The sequence below is a fragment of the uncultured Xylophilus sp. genome (genome assembly GCA_913776965.1).
Classification (GTDB): domain Bacteria; phylum Pseudomonadota; class Gammaproteobacteria; order Burkholderiales; family Burkholderiaceae_C; genus Xylophilus.
Genome location: CAJYQL010000084.1, coordinates 65,448 through 88,315 on the forward strand (window position 1 = coordinate 65,448; position 22,868 = coordinate 88,315).

Sequence of the window (22,868 nt, forward strand, 5' to 3'; positions counted from 1 at the left end):
TCTCGAACGTCACTTCAGCGGGTGGCAGTTGCCCGGTCCGCAATCATCTTCGGCGTGATGAATACCAGCATCTCCTGCTTGTTCGAGATCCGGTTGCGGCTTTTGAACAGGTTGCCCGCGACGGGGATGTCGCCCAGGAAAGGCACCTTGTTCTCGTCGTTGGTCTCGGTCAGTTCGAAGATGCCGCCGATCACCACGGTGCCGCCGTTCTCGACCAGAACCTGCGTCTTGATGTGCTTGGTGTTGATCGCGATGCCGGCGATCGTAGTTTCGCCGCGCGAGTCCTTGTTGATGTCCAGGTCCAGGATGATGTTGCCTTCCGGCGTGATCTGCGGCGTGACTTCCAGCTTGAGGTTGGCTTTCCGGAAGGCGATCGAGGTGGCGCCGCTGGCCGTCGCCTGCTGGTAGGGAAACTCGGTGCCCTGCTCGATCAACGCCTTGGTCTGGTCGGCCGTCACGATACGCGGACTTGATACCAGCTTGCCCTTGCCGTCGGCTTCGAGGGCGGAGAGTTCGAGGTTCAGGAAACGGTTGGCCGACGCGTTGAAGATCGACAGCGCAAATGTGGCAGCACTGACCCCCGTCGGTGTAGTGGCCGGCAGATTGACGAAGTTGCTGGTTGTGTCGATCACGCCGCCGGCACCGGTCGTTGCCACCGCATTGCTGTAGTTGGTACCGAGCGCCAAGCGGTTGTTGCCGCTGAGCGTATAGCCTGCGTTGCCCCCCTGCTGCGTACGCAGATCGACGCCCCCGAGCCTGACGCCCAAAGACCGGCTGAAGGTATCGGAAGCTTCGACGATCCGCGCTTCGATCAGCACCTGCCGCACCGCCCGGTCGAGCCGTGCGATCAGTTCCTGAACCTGGGCCAGCTTGGCAGGGGTGTCGGTCACGAACAGTTGGTTGGTCCGCGGCTCGGCGATCGCACTGCCGCGCGGAGACAGGAAACGTGCGTTGTTCACGCCACCCGGCACGACAGGCAGGGCTCCGACGCCTCCGGCTCCCGGCAACGCGACGCCCAGCAACTGGCCGACGATCTCGTTGGCTTTCGCATAGTTCAGCTGGAATGCCTGCGTACGTGTCGGCTCGAGCAGTTGCAGTGCCGCCTCGGCCTCCAGATCCTTCTTGGTACGCGCATCGATCTCGTCCTTGGGCGCGATCCACAGCACCGAGCCGTTCTTGCGCATGCCCAGGCCCTTGGCATCCATGATGATCTGCAATGCTTGGTCCCACGGCACGTCTTTCAGCCGCAGGGTGAGCGATCCATTGACCGTATCGGAGGTGACGATATTGAAGTTGGTGAAGTCGGCGATCACCTGCAGCAGAGACCGCACGTCGATGCTCTGGAAATTGAGCGACAGCCGTTCGCCGGAATAACCCGGGCCCTGCGACAGCTTGTTGAGATCGACTTTCTTCGGCCGCACCTCGACCACGAACTGGTTGTCGCTCTGGTAGGCCGAATGCTCCCACTCGCCCCGGGGCTCGATCGTCATGCGGACGCGGTCCCCGACCTGGGTCGAGGTGATGGTCTGCACCGGTGTACCGAAGTCCGCGACGTCGAGACGGCGACGCAGCCCTTCCGGAAGCGACGACTTGAGGAACTCGACCACCAGAGCCGGCCCCTGCTGACGCAGGTCCACGCCGACCTGATTGCTGGGCAGGGACACGATGACGCGGCCTGCCGCGTCTCCGGCCCGCCGAAAGTCGATATCGCGCAAGGCAGCGACATCGGACGTCGTGCTTTCGGCAAACACGGGCCGCGCCGCCGTGGTCGGCGCAGTGACCGGCGCGGGGTCCAGCGTCACGACGACCGATCGACCGTCGATCCGGGTCCGATAGGCCGTCGGCTGTCGCAGATTGAGCACCACCCGCGTACGGTCGCCCGCCTCCACCACGGTGGCTGAACGAAGGTTGCCTTGATTGAGCTCGACCGACGGCCGGCTCAAGGTACTGCTGGTCGCGGGAAAGTCCAACGCGATCCGCGCAGGAGACTGGATGGTGAAGCCGGTCGGAAGCGCCGTCGGCGCCTGGCTGAAATCGATGCGCAGAACCTCGGCACCACCCTGGGTGAATCCGCTCACCGCCTCGATCGCACCCTGCGCCCAACCCGCAGCCGACACCATCAGGCCTGCTGCCAATGCCACGACGCGGGCGGCGGCGCGTGCGGGAAAACCGTCGCACTTGATCATTTCGTTGTTTCCTGGAGCTGCAGGCTGGTCGAACGCTCGACCCAGTCGCCCGACGGGTCTTCGACGATCTCGCGCAGCGTGATTTCGGTTTCGGTGATGCGCATGACCCGCCCAAAATTCTGCCCAAGGTGGTCGCCGACCCGGACCTGGTAGAGCAACGTGCCGACACGCACCAGCGCCACCGGTTGCCCCGCCTTGACCAGGCTGCCGACCATGCTCATCGTATCTAGGGGGAAGGCTTCCAACGGCTCCTTGCGCCGCGCCATTTCCGGCGCGATCAGCGCCGCATTGGACGACACACGCGACGAGTCGCGGCGAAGCGCCTGGGTGAGTTTCTCGGCGGTATAGGGATCCACCGCGCTTTGCTGCAGGTAATCCTGCGGTACGAACTGCTTGGGCTCCGTCAGCGGGACGATCTTCGGCCGGACCTGACTGCGTTGTTCCGTCATCCAGGTCCGCAATTCGTCGTCACGCGCATTGTCGCAGCCGAGCAGCATCAGTAGCGGCAGCGCGACGATCCATATCGAGGGCCTTCGACTCATTTCTTGGCCCCTGCAGCCGCCTTGCGTTGCGCAGCGATCTCGTCGGCATCCAGGTAGCGGAAGGTGCGGGCGGTGGCATCCATCACCAGATTGCCGTCCTTGTTTGGCGCGATGGCAATGTTGTTCAACGTCACGATACGCGACAGGTGTGCGACATCGGCCACGAAGGCCCCCATGTCGTGGTACCGACCCGTCACGCGCACCGCGATCGGCAATTCGGCGTAGTAATCACGGACCTGCACATCGCCGGGCCGGAACAGTTCGAACTGCAAGCTGCGGCCCAGACCGGCCTGATTCACGTCCGACAACAGCGCAGCCATCTCGGCTTTGCTCGGCAGCTGCTTTTCCAGCTGGGTAACGTAGAGTTGCACCTGCTCGCGCTGCTTTTTCAACGCCTGCAGGTTGGTGGCCTTGATCACCTTGGCCTGGTAGTCAGCTTTCAGGGTCACTTCTCGATCGGTTTCCGTCACCAGTTCGGTGTCCACATCGCTCAACCATACGTACCAGAGCACACCCAAAACCATCAATGCCGCCAACAGGCACAGGCCGATCCGAGGCACCGTAGGCCAAAGGGACGGATCTTTCGGGTCGAGACCTTGGAACTGCCGGTTCAACCGGCTTTGCAGATCGGCGAAATCGATCTTGCGTCGCGCTTTGCGGGTGGCCATCTTCGAAGTCCTCAACGCGCGGCCGCGGGAGCCGCGACCACCGGTACCGGATTGGCGGACGACGTGGCCGGTGTGGCGGCCTGCAGGTCGCTCGACCGCTGCAGGCGCAGGGTGATCGTGAAACTGGCGACGCGGCGCTGGTCGCGGGGCGACAGGTTGACCGTCGCGGTCACGATTTCCACCAGTTGCGGCCTAGTGAACCAAGGCGTGTTGTTGCCGAGATTGCGCAACAGTTCGGACACCCGCTCGTTGGACTGCGCCATGCCCTTGAGCGTGACCGTCTGGTCGGTCTGGCGCATGTCCGTCAGATAGACGCCGTCGGGCAGCTGGCGTACCAGTTCATTGAGCAGGTGGACCGGCAGATTGCGGTCGGACTGCAGGTCTTCGACGGCCTTCTGGCGTGCGCGCAGCGAGGCGATCTCGGTCTCGATCGTGGCGATCTCCTTGATCTGGGATTCCAGCTGGGTGATCTCCGACTGCAGCATCTGGTTGCGACCGCGCTGCGACTCCAGCTCGCCCTGGTACCAGAGGTAGATGACGCCCGCGATCAGGCCGCCGGCCAGCGCGGACGCCACCAGAGCGACATTGAAGGCCTCGCGACGCTTCTTGCGGGCCGCCTCACGGTGCGGCAGCAGGTTGATCAGGATCACTGCAGGAACCTCCGCATCGCCAGTCCGCACGCCGTCAGGTAGGACGGTGCATCGCGCGCGATGCGCGTCGCGCGGACACTGGAGGCCAGCGTCATGCCCTGAAAAGGATTGGCCAGCACACACGGGAATCCGGCTTGTCGCGCCACGGCCTCCGCCAGCCCTTGCAAGGAGGCCGAGCCACCCGCCAGGAGGATCTGGTCGACCCGGTTGTAGGGTGTGCTGGTGAAGAAGAACTGCAGCGACCGACTGACTTCGGCCGCCATGCTGTCGACGAACGGGGCCAGCACCGCCGTAGCGTAGTCCTCAGGCAGTTCGCCGCTGCGCTTCTTGGATTCGGCCTCTTCCGCCGAAAAACCGTATTGCCGCACGATCAGTTGGGTCAGTTGGCCACCGCCGAAGGCTTGGTCGCGCTCGTATAGCACTTCGTCGTGGCGGATCACCTGGAGACTGCTGGTCACCGCACCGATCTTCAGCAGGGCGACCATCGCATCGTCGCCGAGGCGCGGCAGGCCCTCGATGATCCGGCCGGCCGCCACGCGGGCCGCGTACGACTCGACATCCACCACCACCGGTCGCAGGCCTGCGGCTTCCGCCAGACCCTGCCGGTCCTGCACCTTTTCTTTCCGCGAGGCAGCGATCAGCACGTCGACATCCTCCGACGACTGCGCACTCGGACCGATCACGCAGAAATCGAGGCTGACCTCGTCGAGCGAAAACGGGATGTACTGGCTGGCCTCGGATTCCACCTGCACTTCCAGTTCCAGTTCGGACAGCCCGGCCGGCAGCATGATCCGCTTGGTGATCACCGCCGATGGCGGCAGCGCCATCGCGACATTGCGGGTACGCGTGCCGCTTTTCTTGACCAGCCGGCGCATCGCCTCGGCGACTTCGTCGAATTTCTCGATGTTGCCGTCGACGATCCAGCCGCGCTCGATCAACTCGATCGCGCAGTGCTCCAGCACCAGGGTGCCGTCCTTGGCGCGGCCGAGTTCCACCAACTTCACGCTCGACGTGCTCACATCAATGCCCAGCAGGGGTGCGGACTGGCGGCTGAACAAGGACCGCGGCGACATCGGGCTCTCCCTGGGGTTGGACAAACGACGGATATGTGCGCAACAAAAGCTAACACTTCGTGGGATGCTATCAGGACCGGCAAATCCACCGTAGGCGGAAAAGCCCCTGCATTGCCCGTCTCGTTGCCAAAACGACACGCCACGGCACTTGCAGCCGAAGTGGACGCCCACGCATGTAACGCACTTCAGTAAACGCCGGGTTTTTATAATGGTGGGTTGCCTCGACGCGAGCCCTGCCGCCATGCCTGCCCACTCTTCTTCACCCGACCCGTCCTCCCCGAAGCCTGGACGGAAAACGCCGGCACGTCCTGCGTGGTGGGCCTGGACTCTGCGGATCCTGCTCGGCCTGGTGGGCGTAGTCGTCGCGGCGGTGGTGGCCGGCGTGCTGACTGTCTGTGTTGCACTGGCCGTCGCTTATCCCAACCTGCCCGATATTTCCGATCTGGCCGACTACCGGCCCAAGCTCCCGCTGCGGGTGTTCTCGACCGAAGGTGCGCTTCTGGGCGAGTTCGGCGAGGAGCGACGCAACCTGACGCCGATCCGGGAGATCCCCAAGGTCATGAAGGACGCCGTGCTGGCGGCAGAGGATACGAGCTTCTACAGCCACGGCGGCGTCGACTACAAGGGCGTGGTGCGGGCGGGCCTCGCCAACCTGAACCGCGCCAAGAGCCAGGGTGCCTCGACCATCACGATGCAGGTGGCCCGCAACGTCTACCTGTCGTCCGAGAAGACCTTCACCCGCAAGATCTACGAGATTCTGCTGACCTTCAAGCTGGAGCACCTGCTGTCGAAGGACCAGATCCTCGAGATCTACATGAACCAGATTTACCTGGGCAACCGGGCCTACGGCTTCGCGGCTGCATCGGAGACTTATTTCGGCAAGCCGCTGCAGAAGATCAGCATCGCCGAGGCCGCCATGCTCGCCGGCCTGCCGAAGGCGCCGACGGCCAACAATCCGATCAGCAATCCGCGCCGCGCACGCGCGCGCCAGCTCTACATCATCGACCGGATGGAGGAAGCCGGCTTCATCACGCACGAGCAGGCAGCGGCCGCCAAGGCGGAGGATTTAAAGCTGCGCACCGGGCCCGACACCACCCGGGTGCATGCGGAATACATCGCCGAGATGGTACGCCAGCTTGTGTTCGCCCAGTACGGCAACGAGGCCTACACCCGCGGCCTGAACGTGTACACCACGGTAAACGCCGGCGACCAGGACGCCGCATACAAGGCGCTGCGCAAGGGCCTGATGGACTACGAGCGCCGGCAGATCTACCGAGGTCCGGAGAAATTCATCGACCTGCCCAGCGATCCGAAGGAGCTCGACGAGGCGGTGGACAACGCCCTCGGCGAGCACCCGGACAACGGCGACGTACTGTCGGCGGTGGTGCTGGAGGCCAGCGCCAAGCGCATCGTCGCGATCCGCGCAGACGGCGACCGGGTCGAGATCACCGGCGAAGGCCTGCGGCCGGCGCAGTCGGGCCTGATCGACAAGGCATCGCCTAACGTGCGCATCCGCCGCGGCGCGGTGATCCGGGTGGTGCGCACGACCAAGGGAACCTGGGAGATCACGCAGATCCCGGAGATCGAGGGCGCGTTCGTCGCGGTCGATCCACGCAGCGGCGCGATCAAGGCACTGGTCGGCGGCTTCGACTTCGGCAAGAACAAGTTCAACCACGTGACCCAGGCATGGCGCCAGCCGGGCTCGAGCTTCAAGCCGTTCATCTACTCGGCGGCGCTCGAGAAGGGTTTCACGCCCGCCACGGTGGTCAACGACGGACCGCTGTTCTTCGACGCCGGCACCACCGGCGGCCAGCCCTGGGAACCGAAGAACTATGACGGCCGTTTCGAGGGCCCGATGTCGCTGCGCCGTGCGCTGGCGGCGTCGAAGAACATGGTGTCGATCCGCATCCTGCAGTCGATCGGCACCAAGTACGCGCAGGACTGGATAACCCGCTTCGGCTTCGAGGCCGACAAGCACCCCGCCTACCTGCCGATGGCGCTGGGCGCAGGCTCGGTCACGCCGATGCAGATGGCAACCGCTTACGCCGTGTTCGCCAACGGCGGCCACCGGCTCAACCCCTGGCTGATCGCCAAGGTGGTCGACCAGAAGGGCCGCGTCCTGCTGGAAACCAAGCCGCCGGTGCCCGACGCCTCCAACCAGGTGATCGACCCGCGCAACGCCTTCATCATGGACAGCCTGTTGCAGACGATCACCCGGTCGGGCACTGCCGCCAAGGCGCAGGCGATGCTCAAGCGCACCGATGTCTACGGCAAGACCGGCACCACCAACGATTCGATGGATGCCTGGTTCGCCGGCTTCCAGCCGACGCTCGCAGCCGTGACCTGGATCGGCTACGACACGCCGAAAAACATGGGCGACCGCGAAACCGGCGGCGGCCTGAGCCTGCCGGTGTGGATCAGCTTCATGGACTACGCGCTGAAGGGCGTGCCGGTGCAGGAGTACGAACCGCCAGCCGGCATCGTCAACAACGGCGGCGAATGGTTCTACGAGGAGTACGCCCGCTCGGGCGGCATCCCGAGCCTGGGCGGCGAATCCGCGGCGCCGGCCGGCACCAATGCGCCCGACGCGGTCACGCCGCAGGCACCGCCGCCGGCCGAAGAACGCAACCGGATCCTGGACCTGTTCCGGAACTGAGGCGGCCGACGCAGCGGGCGGCACGGGGGAGGTGCCTGCCCTGTCCCGGACCCTGCATCGCCTCAGGCGCCGAAGCGCAGCGGCATCCCGGCCTGCGCCGACGCTTCCCGCGACAACAGCACCAGCAGTTCGCCGGCACCCTTGGTGTCCTGCCAGGCACCGTCCTGGTACTTGAAGTGGTAGCCGCCCGACTTGGTGGCCAGCCAGAGTTCGTGCAGCGGCTTCTGCTGGTTCAGCACGATCTGCGTGCGGTTGGGGAACGTCAGCGTCACCATGCCGCCCGAGCGCTGCGCGTCGATGTCGGCATCGGTGTCCTCGTCGATGCGGTCGCAGCTTTCCTCCACCGTCTGCAGCAGGCGCTCGGCCAGGTCGAGGAATTCGATGTCGGTCATTACTACAATCCGCGGATGTTGAACGTCCCGCAAATTCTAGTCAGGGCGATCGCCCTCGGCGGGAGTGTGGCGGTGCTCGCCGGTTGCGGCCAGAAGGGTCCGCTCTTCCTGCCGACCGGCCAGGCCGCGGTCGGCCGGGCGACCCTGCCGCAGACGCTGCGACCGCGCCTGCCGGGCAGCGCCCCGGCAACGCCGGCTGCGGCGGCGGGCGCGACCGCCCCGACGCCTGCCTCGCCCCCCCAGGCCATCCCGAGCGGCAGCGGCGGACCGTTCCTGTCGCCGGCCGAACTGGTGCCGGAATCGACCTTCGAACCGGTCACCTCCTCCCCCTCTTCTCCCGTCATTCCATGATGCCTTCCTCCCTGCCGGGACAGCCGCACGTCGGCTACCGGGGCGATGCCCTGTTCGTCGAAGACGTGGCGCTCGCCGACCTGGCGGCCGCCCACGGGACGCCGCTCTATGTGTATTCGCGCGGCGCGATGCTCGCGGCGCTCGATGCCTACCGGCGCGGCTTCGCCGGCCGGCAGGTGCAGATCTGCTATGCGATGAAGGCCAATTCGACGCTGGCCGTGCTGCAGGTGTTCGCCCAGGCGGGCTGCGGTTTCGACATCGTCTCGGGCGGCGAACTGCAGCGGGTGCTGGCCGCCGGCGGCGATCCGAAGAAGGTGATCTTCTCGGGCGTCGGCAAGACGCCGGCGGAGATGCGCGACGCCCTCGCGTCAGGCATCGGCTGCTTCAACGTCGAGAGCGATGCCGAACTGGACGTGCTGAACGCCGTCGCCGTGGCCGGCGGATGGCGGGCGCCGGTGAGCATCCGGGTCAATCCGAACGTCGATCCGAAGACCCATCCCTACATCTCCACCGGCCTCAAGGGCAACAAGTTCGGCATCGCCCACGAACACGCGGTCGCTGCCTATCGCCATGCGGCCAGCCTGCCCGGCTTGGAAGTTGTCGGCATCGACTGCCACATCGGCTCGCAGATCACCGAAGAGACGCCTTATCTCGACGCGATGGATCGCGTGCTCGACATGGTGGAAGCGATTGAAGCCGCCGGCATCCGGCTGCACCACATCGACTTCGGCGGCGGCCTGGGCATCGACTACCAGGGCGACACGCCGCCCGCGGCCGACGACCTGTGGAAACAACTGCTCGCGAAGATCGACGCCCGCGGTTTCGGCGACCGGCAGCTGATGGTCGAGCCCGGCCGGTCGCTGGTCGGCAACGCCGGCGTCTGCCTGACCGAAGTGCTGTACCTCAAGCCGGGCGAGCAGAAGAACTTCTGCATCGTCGACGCCGCGATGAACGACCTGCCCCGGCCGGCGATGTACCAGGCCTTCCATGCGATCGTGCCGCTCGACCGCAGCCGGCCGACGGACGACGCACCGATCTACGACGTGGTGGGCCCGGTCTGCGAGAGCGGCGACTGGATCGGCCGCGACCGCACGCTGGCGGTGGAGGCGGGCGACCGGCTGGCGGTGCTGTCCGCCGGTGCCTACTGCATGAGCATGGCGAGCAACTACAACACCCGCGGCCGGGCGGCCGAGGTGCTGGTGGACGGTGCCACGGCCCACCTGGTGCGCGAGCGCGAGACGGCTGCCGACCAGATGCGGGCCGAACGGCTCGTCGGCTGACCCGCTCCTTTTTCGATAGCTAGTTGCGCCCGCCGGGCGGGCGCACAATCGGCTTTTTCGTCGCAAACCGCCGCCACACCCGCCAGCCGAGCAGCACGGCGATGATGGCGGCGTAGACGTACACCTCAGCAAAATTATTCTTGCCGGCGCGCATCCAGAAGAAGTGCAGCAGGCCCAGTCCGGCGATCAGGTACACCAGCCGGTGCAGCGCCTGCCAGCGCTTCGCTCCCAGCGCCTTGATCGCGCGGTTGAACGAGGTCGCGGCCAGCGGCGTCAGCAGCACGAAGGCCGCGAAGCCGACGAGGATGAACGGCCGCTTGGCGATGTCGCGGGCGATCTCCGCCACGTCGAATCCCATGTCGAACCAGGCGTAGCACAGCAGGTGCACCACCACGTAGAAGTAGGCGAACAGGCCCAGCATGCGGCGGTAGCGGGCGAGGCCTGTCCAGCCGGTGGCGGTGCGCAGCGGCGTGACCGCCAGCACGATGCAGAGGAAGCGCAGCGTCCAGTCGCCGGTAGCGCGGATCAGCGTCTCGGCCGGATTGGCCCCCAGCGTGTTGGCGAAGGCGCCGTAGAAGAGCGAGGCGAAGGGCGCCAGGCACAGCAGGAACACCGCCGGCTTCGCCGCCGGGTGCAGCAGCAGGCGGTTGACCGGCGATCCGGCGGTCGTGGCCACCTCAGTAGTTCTTCTTCAGGTCCATGCCGGCGTAGAGCTGGCCGACCTGGGCTTCGTAGCCGTTGAACATCTCGGTCTTGCGCCGCTTGGCGAACAGGCCGCCCGGGTCGCCGATGCGGCGCTCGGTCGCCTGGCTCCAGCGCGGATGGTCCACGTTCGGGTTGACGTTGGAATAGAAGCCGTATTCGTTGGCCGCCGACTTGTTCCAGGCGGTGGCCGGTTGCTTGTCGGTGAAGCGGATCTTCACCAGCGACTTGGCCGACTTGAAGCCGTACTTCCAGGGCACCACCAGCCGCACCGGCGCGCCGTTCTGGTTGGGCAGCACCTCGCCGTACATGCCGAAGGTCAGCAGCGTGAGCGGATGCATCGCCTCGTCCATCCGCAGGCCCTCGGTGTAGGGCCAGTCCAGCACGCCGGAGCCGACGAAGGGCATCGTCTTCTTGTCGGCGAGCGTCACGAACTCGACGAACTTGGCACCCGGCTGCGGCTCGACCTTATTGATCAGGTCGGACAGCGAATAGCCGACCCAGGGGATGACCATCGACCAGCCCTCGACGCAGCGCAGGCGGTAGATGCGCTCCTCCATCGCGGAGAGCTTCAGCAGGTCCTCGATCGCGTACTTGCCGGGCTTCTTCACCAGCCCCTCGACCTCGACCGTCCAGGGCCGGGTCTGCAGCGTGTGGGCGTTCTTCGCCGGGTCGGACTTGTCGGTGCCGAACTCGTAGAAGTTGTTGTAGGTGCTCGCGTCCTTGTAGTCGGTCGGCTTGTCCATCGCGATGGCGCCGGGCACGGCGCTCTTCGCACCGGGCAGGGCCGCCAGCTTGTTCGGCCGGGCCGTCTGGGCGAACGCCTCGCGGCCGGCCCAGGTGGCGAGCGCCGCACCGGCCGCGCCGGTCGCCATCCACTGCAGGATGGCACGGCGGTCCTCGTAGACCGCGCGGGGCGTGATCTCGCTGGAGTGGGGATGGATGAAGCCACGGTCGCGGGGGGTAATCGGCATGGTCGGTCCTTCTACGGGAGGGGGGACTGTCGCCCGGATCGGGCGGCACGATGGTTACGCGGCGTGAACGGCTCCGGTTTCAGCCGCGGGCGGCTACAGCGTCCCGTAGCTGTGCAGGCCGCTCAGGAACATGTTGACGCCCAGGAAGGCGAAGGTGGTGACGGCCAGACCCACCAGCGCCCACCAGGCGGAGATCGCCCCGCGCAGGCCCTTCATCAGCCGCATGTGCAGCCAGGCCGCGTAGTTGAGCCAGACGATCAGTGCCCAAGTCTCCTTCGGGTCCCAGCTCCAGTAGCCGCCCCAGGCCTCGGCGGCCCAGAGCGCACCCAGGACCGTCGCGATGGTGAAGAAGGCGAAGCCGACGGCGATCGCCTTGTACATCACGTCGTCCAGCACCTCGAGCGGCGGCAGCTTGGCCGCGATACGGCGGCGGCCGAACAGGATGCCGCCGACGATCAGCGCCGACAGGCCGAAGTACACCGCCCAGTAGCCGCCGCCGGACTCGGCCGCACCCCGGCGGAAGACGATCGGCTCGAAGCACAGCACGATGCCGAGCAGCCAGAGCGGCGCGAGCTTCCACCAGCGGGTCTCGCCCGCCTGCTGCTTGATCAGGTAGGCGAAGGCCACCATCGCCGACAGCGCGAAGGTGCCGTAACCGATGAAGTTGGCGGGCACGTGCAGCTTCATCCACCAGCTTTTCAGCGCCGGCACCAGCGGCTGGATCTCGTGGGCCTCGCGCACCACGGTGTACCAGAGCAGGAAGCCGACCGCCGCGCTCACCACCAGCATCACGAAGGCGCCGAGCGCCCGGGTGCGGTATTGGTCTTCGTAGTAGAGGTAGAAGGTCGCGGTCATCCAGCAGAACAGCACGAACACCTCATAGAGGTTGCTGACCGGGATGTGGCCGATGTCCGGGCCGATCAAATAGCTCTCGTACCAGCGCACCAGGGTGCCGACCAGCGCCAGCGTCACCGCCACCCAGGCGATGCGCGAGCCGATCAACGACAGCGCGGTCCCTTCGCCGCGCGACAGCATGCCGAGCCAGTAGAAGATGGTGCTCATGAAGAACAGCATGCTCATCCAGAGGATGGCCGACTGGCTCGACAGGAAGTACTTGAGGCCGAATACCGTGTCGGCGCGGGCCAGGCTGCCCTGGCCGTCGACCTGGTAGCAGGCGATCGCCAGCAGCGACAGCGCGGCGACCGCGACCATCAGCGCGCGCAGCGGCCGCCAGAACCAGCCGATCCAGATCGCCGCGGGCACGCTGCCGACGAGGATCGCCTTCTCGTAGACGTCCATGAAGGCGCCGTAGCGCAGGAACGCGAAGACGCCGCCCGCGACGAGCAGCGCGGCGAAGGCCCAGTCGAGCGCGTTGCGGCGGGCGAAGTAGCCGGGCTGCAGGGCGACCGCGTGCACCACGCGGCGGGTGGTTGGATCGGGAGAGACAGCGGCGGTATTCATGGCGTGGGGGCTCCTTCACGGGGCGCTGCGGCATCTTGCGCGGCGATCAGCGTGGCGGCCAAGCGGGAAAACTCCCGGTCGCCGTCGAGGGTCTTGCGGTTGGACGACAGCGCCATCAGCGCATGGGCGCGGCCGCCCTCGCCCTGCGGCGCGAGCCAGACCCAGAGCCGGCGGTCGCGCACGTAGAGCATCGCGAAGATGCCGGCGATCAGCAGCGCGCATCCGAGGTAGACGATGGTCTTGCCGGGTGCACGGGCCACCTGGAACACGCTGGCCTGCACCTGCTGGAAATCCTGCAGCTCGAAGGCGATCGGCACCGGATACAGGGCCGCATCGGACAGCGACAGCACCGCCTGCGTCATGAACGCCTGGGCCTTGTCGTCGGTGGGCGCGAGCCGCGGCTGGCCGGCGGCGGTCCGGGTCTGCTGCACCAGCTCGAACAGCACGCCGTTCAGGATGCGGACCAGCACCTCGCCGGCGCGGGCGCGCTCGTCGGCCGGCACGTTGGCCTCCATGAAGTCCGAGATCGCCTGCAGGCCGCCGTTGCGCTCCACGCTGCCCTCGGCCGCGGCGGGGTTGCCGGCGAAGAGCTCGAGGGCGCGCGACGCCGATCCGGCGAGCTGTTCGGACAGGTCGGCGCGCGTCGGATCGACCGACTGCGCGGCATAGCGGCGCACCGCCGCCTCGCGCGCCGCCGGCTCGGCCAGCGCGGCGCGCAGCCGCAGGAAACCGTCGAGCCGGCCGTCGGCGTCGGCCGGCAGCCGCAGGTAGCGGAATTCCTCGGCCGGCGTGGCGCGCATGCCGAGCAGGAACACCGGCACGCCGTCGCCGGTATCGACCGGCAGCATGTAGTTGTGGAATTCGCGCGCCTGGCCGGCGGCGTCGCGCAGCCGGTAGGTGATGCTCGGGCCGACGTTGCGCAGTTCCTTCTTGGTGACCGTCTTGTTGGCCGCGCCCAGCCGGGCGTCGATCGCCTGGCGCAGGTCCACCTTGCGCACGTCGGCGCCGGAGCCCGACGCCGCGCCCGCACCGCCGAAGTTCTCGACATTGATCGTGCGCAGCGCGGTGAATTCGAGCGTCACCTTCTCGCCGCCCGCGCCGGTGTCGAGCACCGTCGAGCCGCCGATCGTGCCGTGCACGTCGAACGGCGCCACGTCGCCGTGCAGCGGCACCGCCCGCAGCGTGACCTGCGAGCCGCCGTCATCGAAGCTCGACTGGTAGATCTCCACGCCGCGCCAGCGGGCCGGATGGTTCACCTCGACCCGCGTCGGATGGGCTTCGCCGGTTTCCTTGTCATGGATCACGATCTCGCTGGCGAACAGCTTGGGCATGCCGGTCGAGTAGTGCTCGACCACGAACTTCTTCAGCTCGACCGCAAACGGCAGCTCCTGGATCAGCACGCCGTCGGACTGGGTGAGGATCGCGGTCGAGGATTGGGTGCCTTCGGACACCAGCAGGTTGCCGCGGAAGGTCGGATTGCGGTCGGACAGGCGGTGCTGCGGCGGCACGTCGGCGATCATGCCGCCGCCGTTGAAGGCGGTCTTGCCGTTCCAAAGCATCTGCGCCCGCACGATCAGGTCGCCGTCGAGCAGGCCGCCGATGCAGACCAGCACGATCGCGCTGTGCGCCGCGATGTAGCCGAACTTGTTGGCCGCGCCGGCCTTGGCCGCGACCATCCAGCCGGCGGGACGCTCCTGCAGCCGGACCTTCCAGCCGCCGCCGGCGAGCTGGGCGCCGATGCGCCGGGCGGCGGCTTCGGGCGTCTCGTCCACGTCCGCCTCGGCGCGCTGGCCGAAGGCCCGCAGGCTGCGCGCCTGGATGCCTTCCTTGTAGACCTTCAGGTCGGCCAGGATCTTCGGCGTGCTGCGCGCGATGCAGAGCGAGGTGCTCACCACCAGGAACGCCAGGATCAGCAGGAACCACCAGGCGCTGTAGACCCGGTAGAGCCCCGCCGCACCGAACAGCTCGGCCCAGAAAGGCCCGAACTGGTTGACGTAGTTGCCGTACGGCTGCTGCTGCTGCAGCACGGTGCCGATCACCGACGCGATGCAGATCACCGTCAGCAGCGAGATCGCGAAGCGCATCGACGACAGCAGCTCGATCGCCGCGCGCAGGGCGTGCGAGCCGCGGTGCAGGCGGATGCCGTGGGTGGTGACGGTCATGGAGAGGAAACGGGAACGGTCGGGCGGCGACGAAAAAAGAGCGGGCCCATCGCGTCGGATGGACCCGCCCTTCTTGGGTGTTGTTATCGGCGGTTAGTTCAGCACTGCGGCCACGTGGCCGCGAAAAAAGATCAGCGCAGGCCGGCGATGTAGTCGCCGAGCGCCTTGATCTCGCGGTCGTTGAGCTTGCTGGCGACGCCGGTCATCACCGGGTTGTTGGTGCGGATGCCGTCGCGGAACGCGGTCAGCTGCGTGGCGGTGTAGTCGGCATGCTGGGCGGCGATGCGCGGGTACATCGCGGGGATGCCGGCGCCGTTCGGGCTGTGGCAGCTGGCGCAGGCCGGCACCTGGCGGTCGGCAATGCCGCCGCGGTAGATCTTCTCGCCGAGCGCGACCATCGCCTTGTCCTTGGCGAAGCCGGGCTTGACCGGCTTGGAGGCGACCCACCAGGCGATGTTGCGCATGTCCTCGTCGGTCAGCTGGGCGGCGAAGCCCTGCATGATCGGGTTCTTGCGCTTGCCGGACTTGTATTCCTGCAGTTGCTTGACCAGGTATTCGGGATGCTGCTGCGACAGCTTCGGCTGGGCCGGCACGGCGGAATTGCCGTCGGCGCCGTGGCAGGCCGCGCAGACCGCGGTGAACTTGGCTTCCCCCTTGGCGAGATCGGGCTTGGCCGTCTTCGATGCTGCCGCTGCGGGCGCAGCGTCTGCGGCCGTGGCGGAAAACGCGGGTGCGGCCAGCGCGGCGGCCATCAGCAGGGAGGCAAGCAACTTCATATCGGGGGTGTATCTATAGGCGCAAAACCCCGGGATTCTACAATGGCGCCCCGCTACCGCTCCCCCGGCCGGCCCGTGCCGCGCCCCGCTCCATGACCGCTTCCCCTCCGCCCGCGCCCGCCGTCGGCACCCCGCATGCCGCCAGCACCGCCGACGCGAAGAAGGCCGCCCTGGGCTGGATGCACACCGCCCGCTTCCTGACGACGGCTGCGCAACTGCACCACCTGCCGGCCCTCGACCTGCCGGAGATCGCCTTCGTCGGCCGCTCCAACGCCGGCAAATCGACCTGCATCAACACGCTCACCCAGCAGAAGCAGCTCGCCTTCGCCTCGAAGAAGCCCGGCCGCACGCAGCACATCAACCTGTTCAGCCTGGGCCGCGGCGGCGTGCACGACGCGGTGCTGGCCGACCTGCCCGGCTACGGCTACGCCGCGGTGCCGAAGGACGACAAGATTCGCTGGCAACGGGTGATGGCCAACTACCTGGTGACCCGCGAGAACCTGGTCGGCGTGGTGCTGCTCTGCGACCCGCGGCTCGGTCTGACCGAGCTCGACGAGATCCTGCTCGACGTGATCCGTCCCCGCGTCGAGGAAGGGCTGAAGTTCCTGGTCCTGCTGACCAAGGCCGACAAGCTGACCCGGGTCGAGCAGAACAAGGCGCTGCAGATCGCCAAGCTCAACGCCGGCGGCGGCGAGGCGCAGATGTTCTCGGCGCTCAAGCGCCAGGGCGTGGACGAGGCCGCGCTGCGGCTCTGGAACTGGACGCACCCGGCCGCAGACGCAACAGCCCCGGATGCCGGCGAGGCGGCAGACGATTCCGCCGACGCTACCGAATAGATAGCACCTCGCGCAGGCGGGACGGGCGCCGGAGCCCGAAAACCTCAATAAACCGAGGGAGAGCCCGGCGGCCGCGTCTTGAACCGCTTGTGCACCCACCAGTACTGGTCGGGCATGGTGGCGATGTAGCCCTCCAGCCGCCGGTTCATCGCGGCGGTGTCGTCCGCCACGTCGGCGGTCGGGTAGTCCTGCCAGGCCGGCAGCAGCTCGATGGTGTAGCCGGTCGGCGTGAGCCGTGGCAGCACCGGCACCACCTTGGCGCGGCCGAGTCGGGCGAAGCGCGGCACCGACGGCAGCGTGGCGGCCGGCACGCCGAAGAACGGCACGAAGAGCGAATCCTGCGCGCCGAAGTCCATGTCGGGCAGCAGGTAGAACACCTCGCCGGCCCGCAGCGAGGCGACGATCTCCTTCACCCCGGTGCTGCGGTGGAACACCCGGCAGTCGCCGAAGCGCAGCCGGCCGGCCTTGATCCACTCGTCCACCACCGGATCGGCCTGAGGGGTATAGATCGAGGTGTAGCGGCGCGGGATGCGCAGCGCGATGCCGGTGGCCGCCGCGTCCAAGCCGAAGAAGTGCGGGCAGAAGAGGATGGTGGGGGCGTCGCCGTCGAGTTCCTGCACCGCACCCGCGAGCACCACGCGCCGGGCCACGACGTCGCGCGGTGCATGCCAGAGCCAGCCCCGGTCGAGCCAGCTCTGCGCGAAGCGCACGAAGGTGGCCCGCGCCAGCGCACGCCGGGCGGCCGCGTCCTGCTGCGGAAAGCAGAGCGCCAGATTCGTCTCCACCACCCGCCGCCGGCTGCGCACCAGCGCGTACAGCGCCCGGCCGAGCAGCCACCCCAGGCCGCGCACCCACGACAGCGGCAGCCACGCCAGCAGCCGCATGAACCATACGCCGAGGCGGCTCATGCCGGCGCCTCCATCCGGCGCGGCTGCTTGTAGCGCGCGTAGCCCCACAGGTACTGCGACGGGCAGCGGCGGATCAGCCGCTCCATGTCGGCATTGAGCGCATCCACCGCCGCATCGAGCGCGTCCGGCAGCGGGGCGGCGCGCTCCTCCACATGGATGACGAAACCGCGGCCGTGCGGCAGGCGCTCGGTCCAGGCAAGCAGCACCGCGGCGCCGGTCTGCTGGGCCAGCCGCGCGGCCAGCGTCATGGTGTAGGCCGGCCGGCCGAAGAACGGCGACCAGAGTCCGAGCCCGTCCGGCGGCACCTGGTCGGGCAGCAGCCCCACCGCCTCGCCGCGCCGCAGCGCGCGCACCAGCCCGCGCACGCCGGCCAGCGTCGTCGGCACGGTTTCCATGTGCGGCCGCAGCCGCGCCGAGGCCATCAGCCGCGCGAGCCAGGGCTGGCGGGCCGGCCGGTACAGCACCGTCATCGGCCCGTGTGCCGGCCCGTAGTCGGCGGCGAGCGCCTGCGGCGACAGCTCGAAGCCGCCCAGGTGCGGCGTGAGGAACAGGATGCCGCGGCCGGCGGCGTAGGCCCGTGCGATCGCACCGCCGTCGTCCCAGCTCCAGCGCGGCGGACGGCCGAACCACAGCCGCGGCAGCTCCGCGACCATGCGCCCGGCGTGCCCGACCGCTGCCGCCACCGCGCCGAAGGCGTAGCCCGCGCCGGCCGCGTGGGCACGGAAGCGCCGGCGGTAGGTACCCGACAGCAGGAAGGCGCACCAGCCGAGCGCCGCGCCGAGCGGATGCAGCAGCCAGAGCGGCGCGCGGGACAGGAGCCTGAGCACGGGGGAGGAAGGAAACAGGTGGGCGACGACGGCGCCGCTAGAATGGCCCGGTCGCCGAGTTAAATGAGCAACTTGCAGGGCGACGTTAAACACAACTGCTAAAGCGTTCGCCACAGCTCCGAAAGGCCTGGGCAACGCCCCACAGCCGCAACCTCCGGAGTTTATTCAAATGGCGAACGACTTTCTCTTCACCTCGGAATCGGTATCCGAAGGCCATCCCGACAAGGTGGCCGACCAGATCTCCGACGCGATCCTCGACGCGATCTTCGAACAGGACCCACGCAGCCGCGTCGCCGCCGAGACCCTGACCAACACCGGTCTGGTGGTGCTTGCCGGCGAGATCACCACCAACGCGCACGTCGACTACATCCAGGTCGCCCGCGACACGATCAAGCGCATCGGCTACGACAACACCGACTACGGCATCGACTACAAGGGCTGCGCGGTGATGGTCGCGTACGACAAGCAGTCCAACGACATCGCCCAGGGCGTGGATCAGGCAAGCGACGACCACCTGAACACCGGCGCCGGCGACCAGGGCCTGATGTTCGGCTACGCCTGCGACGAGACACCGGAGCTGATGCCCGCACCGATCTACTACGCGCACCGGCTGGTCGAGCGCCAGGCCCAGCTGCGCAAGGACGGCCGTCTGCCCTTCCTGCGCCCGGACGCGAAGAGCCAGGTGACGATGCGCTACGTCGACGGCAAGCCGCACTCGATCGACACCGTCGTGCTGTCCACCCAGCACAGTCCCGACCAGTCCGAGACGCCCAAGACGATGAAGGCCAGCTTCATCGAGGCGGTGATCGAGGAGATCATCAAGCCGGTGCTGCCGAAAGAGTGGCTGCAGGACACCAAGTACCTGATCAACCCGACCGGCCGCTTCGTCGTCGGCGGACCGCAGGGCGACTGCGGCCTGACCGGCCGCAAGATCATCGTCGACACCTACGGCGGCGCCTGCCTGCACGGCGGCGGCGCCTTCAGCGGCAAGGACCCGACGAAGGTCGACCGCTCGGCCGCCTACGCCGCCCGCTATGTGGCGAAGAACATCGTCGCCGCCGGCCTGGCGCGCCAGTGCCAGATCCAGGTCGCCTATGCGATTGGCGTGGCGCGGCCGATGAACGTCACGGTCTACACCGAAGGCACCGGCGTGATCCCCGACGACCGGATCGCCGCACTGGTGCTGGAGCATTTCGACCTGCGGCCCAAGGGCATCATCCAGATGCTCGACCTGCTGCGTCCGATCTACCAGAAGACCGCCGCCTACGGCCACTTCGGCCGCGAGGAGCCGGAGTTCAGCTGGGAGAAGACGGACAAGGCAGCCGAACTGCGCGCCGCCGCAGGCCTATAAGGTCGCGGGTTCCGGCGCGGCCCGCGCTTCCCGCCGCGCCGGACACCGCCCCCGGCCGGGCGCGCCCTAGTCCCACAGCGCACCGGCGGTCACTTCAGGCATGGTCGACTTATCCAACAGGAGAGCAACACCATGGCTGAAAACGAGAACATCGACTCCACTCCCCGTCCTGCTCTGCAGGGCGCCGTTCACGGCAAACCGGACGATGCGGTGCCCGACGCGATCGGCCCGTCCGACGATGCCCAGCAGCCCGGCGGCCAAGTCGATGGCGGCTCCGCCGGCGACCGGATGCAGATCGACTTCGACGACGACGAGATCTACTCCGGCCGCGGCAAGAACGTCCGGATGGGCGGCACGCAGCAGGCCGAGGGCGGCGACAGCGGCGAGCTGGGGACACCTGCCGAACAGTTGTCCGACCGGATCGGGCCGAGCGACAAGGGCGACTGAGCCCGCCTCGCCGACCGCTTTTTCTCCTCATCCCCCGCCGACACCCGGCGTTGCATCGTGCAACGCCGGGTGTCGGCGTTCCTCTTGAAACCCGGAGGAAAGCCTATATGATTAGCACTCGCAGGACCTGAGTGCTAGCAGCATCCGCATTGCATGGCAGGCAGGTCCCCGCAGTCAGCAAAACACCGCGTCCGGCGGTGTTTTTACGAGCCCCAACCGCTTCCATTCCTAGGAGATGCAATGAACCTTCGTCCTCTGCACGATCGCGTGATCGTCAAGCGTATCGACAGCGAAACCAAGACCGCTTCCGGCATCGTGATCCCCGACGCCGCCGCAGAGAAGCCCGACCAGGGCGAAGTGCTGGCCGTGGGCCCGGGCAAGAAGAACGACAAGGGTGAAGTCTCGGCCGTCGGCGTCAAGGTCGGCGACCGCGTGCTGTTCGGCAAGTACTCGGGCCAGACCGTCAAGGTCAACGGCGACGAGCTGCTGGTCATGAAGGAAGAAGATCTCTTCGCCGTTGTCGAGAAGTAAGCCCTCTCGCGCACCCACATCTCTCAACCGCATTCTGGAGTAATCAAACATGGCAGCAAAAGACGTAGTCTTCGGCGGCGAAGCCCGCGCACGCATGGTCGAAGGCGTGAACATCCTGGCCAATGCAGTCAAGGTCACCCTGGGTCCCAAGGGCCGCAACGTGGTGCTCGAGCGCTCCTTCGGCGCCCCCACCGTGACCAAGGACGGCGTGTCCGTCGCCAAGGAAATCGAACTCAAGGACAAGCTGCAGAACATGGGCGCCCAGCTCGTGAAGGAAGTGGCCTCCAAGACCTCCGACAACGCCGGTGACGGCACCACCACCGCGACCGTGCTGGCCCAGGCCATCGTGCGCGAAGGTTCCAAGTACGTGGCCGCCGGCCTGAACCCGATGGATCTCAAGCGCGGTATCGACCGTGCCGTGACGGCCCTGGTGGAGCAGCTGAAGTCCGCTTCCAAGGCCACCACCACCTCCAAGGAAATCGCGCAGGTCGGCTCGATCTCGGCCAACAGCGACGAATCCATCGGCAAGATCATCGCGGACGCGATGGACAAGGTCGGCAAGGAAGGCGTGATCACCGTCGAAGACGGCAAGTCGCTGGACAACGAACTCGACGTCGTCGAAGGCATGCAGTTCGACCGCGGCTACCTGTCGCCCTACTTCATCAACAACCCGGAAAAGCAGGCCGCGATTCTGGACAACCCCTTCGTGCTGCTCTACGACAAGAAGATCAGCAACATCCGTGACCTGCTGCCCACGCTGGAGCAGGTCGCCAAGGCCGGTCGTCCGCTGCTGATCATCGCCGAGGAAGTCGAGGGCGAAGCCCTGGCGACCCTGGTGGTCAACACGATCCGCGGCATTCTGAAGGTCGTCGCCGTCAAGGCTCCGGGCTTCGGCGACCGCCGCAAGGCCATGCTGGAAGACATCGCCATCCTGACGGGCGGCAAGGTCATCGCTGAAGAAGTGGGCCTGACGCTCGAGAAGGTCACGCTGGCCGACCTGGGCTCTGCCAAGACCATCGAAGTGGGCAAGGAAAACACCACGATCATCGACGGCGCCGGCGAAGCAGGCGACATCGAGGCCCGCGTCAAGCAAGTCCGCATCCAGATCGAGGAAGCCACCTCCGACTACGACCGCGAGAAGCTGCAGGAACGCGTGGCGAAGCTCGCCGGCGGCGTGGCCGTGATCAAGGTCGGCGCAGCCACCGAAGTCGAGATGAAGGAAAAGAAGGCCCGTGTCGAAGACGCCCTGCACGCCACCCGCGCGGCAGTGGAAGAAGGCATCGTGGCCGGCGGCGGCGTCGCGCTGCTGCGTGCCAAGCAGGCCGCCGGCGAGATCAAGGGCGACAACGCCGACCAGGATGCCGGCATCAAGCTGATCCTGAAGGCGATCGAAGCCCCGCTGCGCGAAATCGTCTACAACGCCGGCGGCGAGCCGAGCGTGGTGGTCAACAAGGTGCTGGAAGGCAACGGCAACTTCGGTTTCAACGCTGCCAACGACACCTACGGCGACATGATCGAGATGGGCATTCTGGACCCGACCAAGGTGACCCGCACCGCGCTGCAGAACGCCGCATCGGTCGCTTCGCTGCTGCTGACGACCGAAGCCATGGTCGCCGAGGCTCCGAAGGACGACGCACCGGCCGGCGGCATGCCGGGCGGCATGGGCGGCATGGGTGGCATGGGCGACATGGGGATGTGATCCCGCTACCCGGCTTCGCACGGCGCTGCCGCGCCGTGTCGTTCGCCACCCCCTGGGAGGGGGAGGCCCCGCCGGTCCTAGGGAAACCCTAGGACGGCGGGTGCTGGTGAAGGCAGGGGCATTGCGCTTGCCGGCCGGGAATGTAAAAAAGCCCGCGGATCGTGAGATCCGCGGGCTTTTTACGTTGGGTGCAGCTAGTCGCTGGCGCAGCTGCCGGCCGATGCCGCCGCATCGACCGTCGTGCGGCGGCCCTGCAGGCCGAGCTTCGCCAGCAGCGCGGCATCGGCTTCGACGTCGGGGTTGCCGGTGACCAGCAGCTTCTCGCCGTAGAAGATCGAGTTGGCGCCGGCCAGGAAACACAGCGCCTGCACCGCCTCGCCCATCTGCTGGCGGCCG

At 67.2% G+C, this 22,868-nt stretch carries 21 protein-coding genes and 1 pseudogene; 8 read left to right on the forward strand and 14 right to left on the reverse strand.

Going from position 1 to position 22,868, the window contains the following annotated elements:
* Positions 1-14: 14 nt before the first annotated feature.
* The 5 genes from QZ500_RS12810 to QZ500_RS12830 form a co-directional block, all read right to left on the reverse strand.
* A complete protein-coding gene (locus tag QZ500_RS12810) occupies positions 15-2,120 on the reverse strand; it encodes a type IV pilus secretin PilQ (RefSeq protein ID WP_366763118.1) in 2,106 nt (701 codons plus the stop codon).
* A gap of 62 nt (positions 2,121-2,182) precedes the next feature.
* Positions 2,183-2,728: a pilus assembly protein PilP gene (locus QZ500_RS12815; protein ID WP_295855793.1), complete on the reverse strand. Its 546-nt coding sequence runs from the start codon at positions 2,726-2,728 to the stop codon at positions 2,183-2,185.
* On the reverse strand, positions 2,725-3,396 hold the full coding sequence (locus QZ500_RS12820) for a type 4a pilus biogenesis protein PilO (protein WP_295855794.1): 672 nt from the start codon (positions 3,394-3,396) through the stop codon (positions 2,725-2,727). Before QZ500_RS12820 ends, QZ500_RS12815 begins: the two co-directional genes overlap by 4 nt.
* Before the next feature lie 11 nt (positions 3,397-3,407).
* The gene (locus tag QZ500_RS12825) at positions 3,408-4,046 is read right to left on the reverse strand and encodes a PilN domain-containing protein (RefSeq protein WP_295855795.1); all 639 of its coding nucleotides are present in this window, start codon (positions 4,044-4,046) and stop codon (positions 3,408-3,410) included.
* Positions 4,043-5,119 carry a pilus assembly protein PilM gene (locus QZ500_RS12830; protein WP_295855796.1) on the reverse strand — a complete coding sequence of 359 codons (1,077 nt, stop codon included), beginning with the start codon at positions 5,117-5,119 and terminating at the stop codon, positions 4,043-4,045. Before QZ500_RS12830 ends, QZ500_RS12825 begins: the two co-directional genes overlap by 4 nt.
* Positions 5,120-5,360: 241 nt before the next feature.
* Here QZ500_RS12830 and QZ500_RS12835 point away from each other — a divergent pair, with 241 nt between their 5' ends.
* Complete coding sequence (locus QZ500_RS12835) at positions 5,361-7,775, forward strand: penicillin-binding protein 1A (protein WP_295855797.1); 2,415 nt, start codon at positions 5,361-5,363, stop codon at positions 7,773-7,775.
* A gap of 62 nt (positions 7,776-7,837) precedes the next feature.
* Here QZ500_RS12835 and cyaY read toward each other — a convergent pair whose 3' ends face one another.
* Positions 7,838-8,167, reverse strand: a complete 330-nt coding sequence (cyaY, locus tag QZ500_RS12840) for an iron donor protein CyaY (protein WP_295855798.1) — start codon at positions 8,165-8,167, stop codon at positions 7,838-7,840.
* A gap of 15 nt (positions 8,168-8,182) precedes the next feature.
* On the opposite strand from cyaY, the gene QZ500_RS12845 reads away from it, so the two are divergent.
* Both QZ500_RS12845 and lysA read left to right on the forward strand, forming a co-directional pair.
* Positions 8,183-8,518, forward strand: a complete 336-nt coding sequence (locus QZ500_RS12845; RefSeq protein WP_295855799.1) for a lipoprotein — start codon at positions 8,183-8,185, stop codon at positions 8,516-8,518.
* On the forward strand, positions 8,515-9,798 hold the full coding sequence (gene lysA, locus QZ500_RS12850) for a diaminopimelate decarboxylase (RefSeq protein WP_295855800.1): 1,284 nt from the start codon (positions 8,515-8,517) through the stop codon (positions 9,796-9,798). Before QZ500_RS12845 ends, lysA begins: the two co-directional genes overlap by 4 nt.
* A 19-nt stretch (positions 9,799-9,817) precedes the next feature.
* Here lysA and QZ500_RS12855 read toward each other — a convergent pair whose 3' ends face one another.
* The 5 genes from QZ500_RS12855 to QZ500_RS12875 all read right to left on the reverse strand — a co-directional run bounded on the left by QZ500_RS12855 (position 9,818) and on the right by QZ500_RS12875 (position 15,873).
* On the reverse strand, positions 9,818-10,474 hold the full coding sequence (locus tag QZ500_RS12855; protein ID WP_295855801.1) for a protein-methionine-sulfoxide reductase heme-binding subunit MsrQ: 657 nt from the start codon (positions 10,472-10,474) through the stop codon (positions 9,818-9,820).
* Between the two features lies 1 nt (position 10,475).
* The gene (gene msrP / locus QZ500_RS12860; protein ID WP_295855802.1) at positions 10,476-11,474 is read right to left on the reverse strand and encodes a protein-methionine-sulfoxide reductase catalytic subunit MsrP; all 999 of its coding nucleotides are present in this window, start codon (positions 11,472-11,474) and stop codon (positions 10,476-10,478) included.
* 93 nt (positions 11,475-11,567) lie between these two features.
* On the reverse strand, positions 11,568-12,935 hold the full coding sequence (gene ccsB / locus QZ500_RS12865) for a c-type cytochrome biogenesis protein CcsB (RefSeq protein ID WP_295855803.1): 1,368 nt from the start codon (positions 12,933-12,935) through the stop codon (positions 11,568-11,570).
* Positions 12,932-15,097 (reverse strand): cytochrome c biogenesis protein ResB, encoded by a 2,166-nt coding sequence (locus QZ500_RS12870; RefSeq protein WP_295855804.1) that lies wholly within the window; start codon positions 15,095-15,097, stop codon positions 12,932-12,934. The genes ccsB and QZ500_RS12870 overlap by 4 nt, the downstream gene beginning before the upstream one ends.
* A 131-nt stretch (positions 15,098-15,228) precedes the next feature.
* Entirely contained in the window at positions 15,229-15,873 is a 645-nt protein-coding gene (locus QZ500_RS12875) for a cytochrome c (protein ID WP_295855805.1), read from the reverse strand.
* A gap of 92 nt (positions 15,874-15,965) precedes the next feature.
* Between QZ500_RS12875 and yihA the strand changes: the two genes are divergently transcribed.
* A complete protein-coding gene (gene yihA, locus QZ500_RS12880) occupies positions 15,966-16,709 on the forward strand; it encodes a ribosome biogenesis GTP-binding protein YihA/YsxC (protein ID WP_295855806.1) in 744 nt (247 codons plus the stop codon).
* 44 nt (positions 16,710-16,753) lie between these two features.
* On the opposite strand, the gene QZ500_RS12885 is transcribed toward yihA, so the two are convergent.
* Complete coding sequence (locus tag QZ500_RS12885; RefSeq protein WP_295855807.1) at positions 16,754-17,617, reverse strand: lipid A biosynthesis acyltransferase; 864 nt, start codon at positions 17,615-17,617, stop codon at positions 16,754-16,756.
* Positions 17,614-18,444, reverse strand: a complete 831-nt coding sequence (locus QZ500_RS12890; RefSeq protein WP_295855808.1) for a lysophospholipid acyltransferase family protein — start codon at positions 18,442-18,444, stop codon at positions 17,614-17,616. Before QZ500_RS12890 ends, QZ500_RS12885 begins: the two co-directional genes overlap by 4 nt.
* Positions 18,445-18,613: 169 nt before the next feature.
* Between QZ500_RS12890 and metK the strand changes: the two genes are divergently transcribed.
* The 4 genes from metK to groL all read left to right on the forward strand — a co-directional run bounded on the left by metK (position 18,614) and on the right by groL (position 22,472).
* A complete protein-coding gene (gene metK / locus QZ500_RS12895) occupies positions 18,614-19,795 on the forward strand; it encodes a methionine adenosyltransferase (protein WP_295855809.1) in 1,182 nt (393 codons plus the stop codon).
* 132 nt (positions 19,796-19,927) lie between these two features.
* Positions 19,928-20,242, forward strand: coding sequence for a hypothetical protein (locus tag QZ500_RS12900; protein ID WP_295855810.1), 315 nt, complete (start codon positions 19,928-19,930; stop codon positions 20,240-20,242).
* 240 nt (positions 20,243-20,482) lie between these two features.
* Entirely contained in the window at positions 20,483-20,773 is a 291-nt protein-coding gene (locus tag QZ500_RS12905; protein WP_198972103.1) for a co-chaperone GroES, read from the forward strand.
* 49 nt (positions 20,774-20,822) lie between these two features.
* On the forward strand, positions 20,823-22,472 hold the full coding sequence (gene groL, locus QZ500_RS12910; RefSeq protein ID WP_295855811.1) for a chaperonin GroEL: 1,650 nt from the start codon (positions 20,823-20,825) through the stop codon (positions 22,470-22,472).
* 194 nt (positions 22,473-22,666) lie between these two features.
* On the opposite strand, the pseudogene QZ500_RS12915 reads toward groL, so the two are convergent.
* Positions 22,667-22,868: pseudogene (locus tag QZ500_RS12915) on the reverse strand (biotin synthase BioB); the annotation flags it as partial.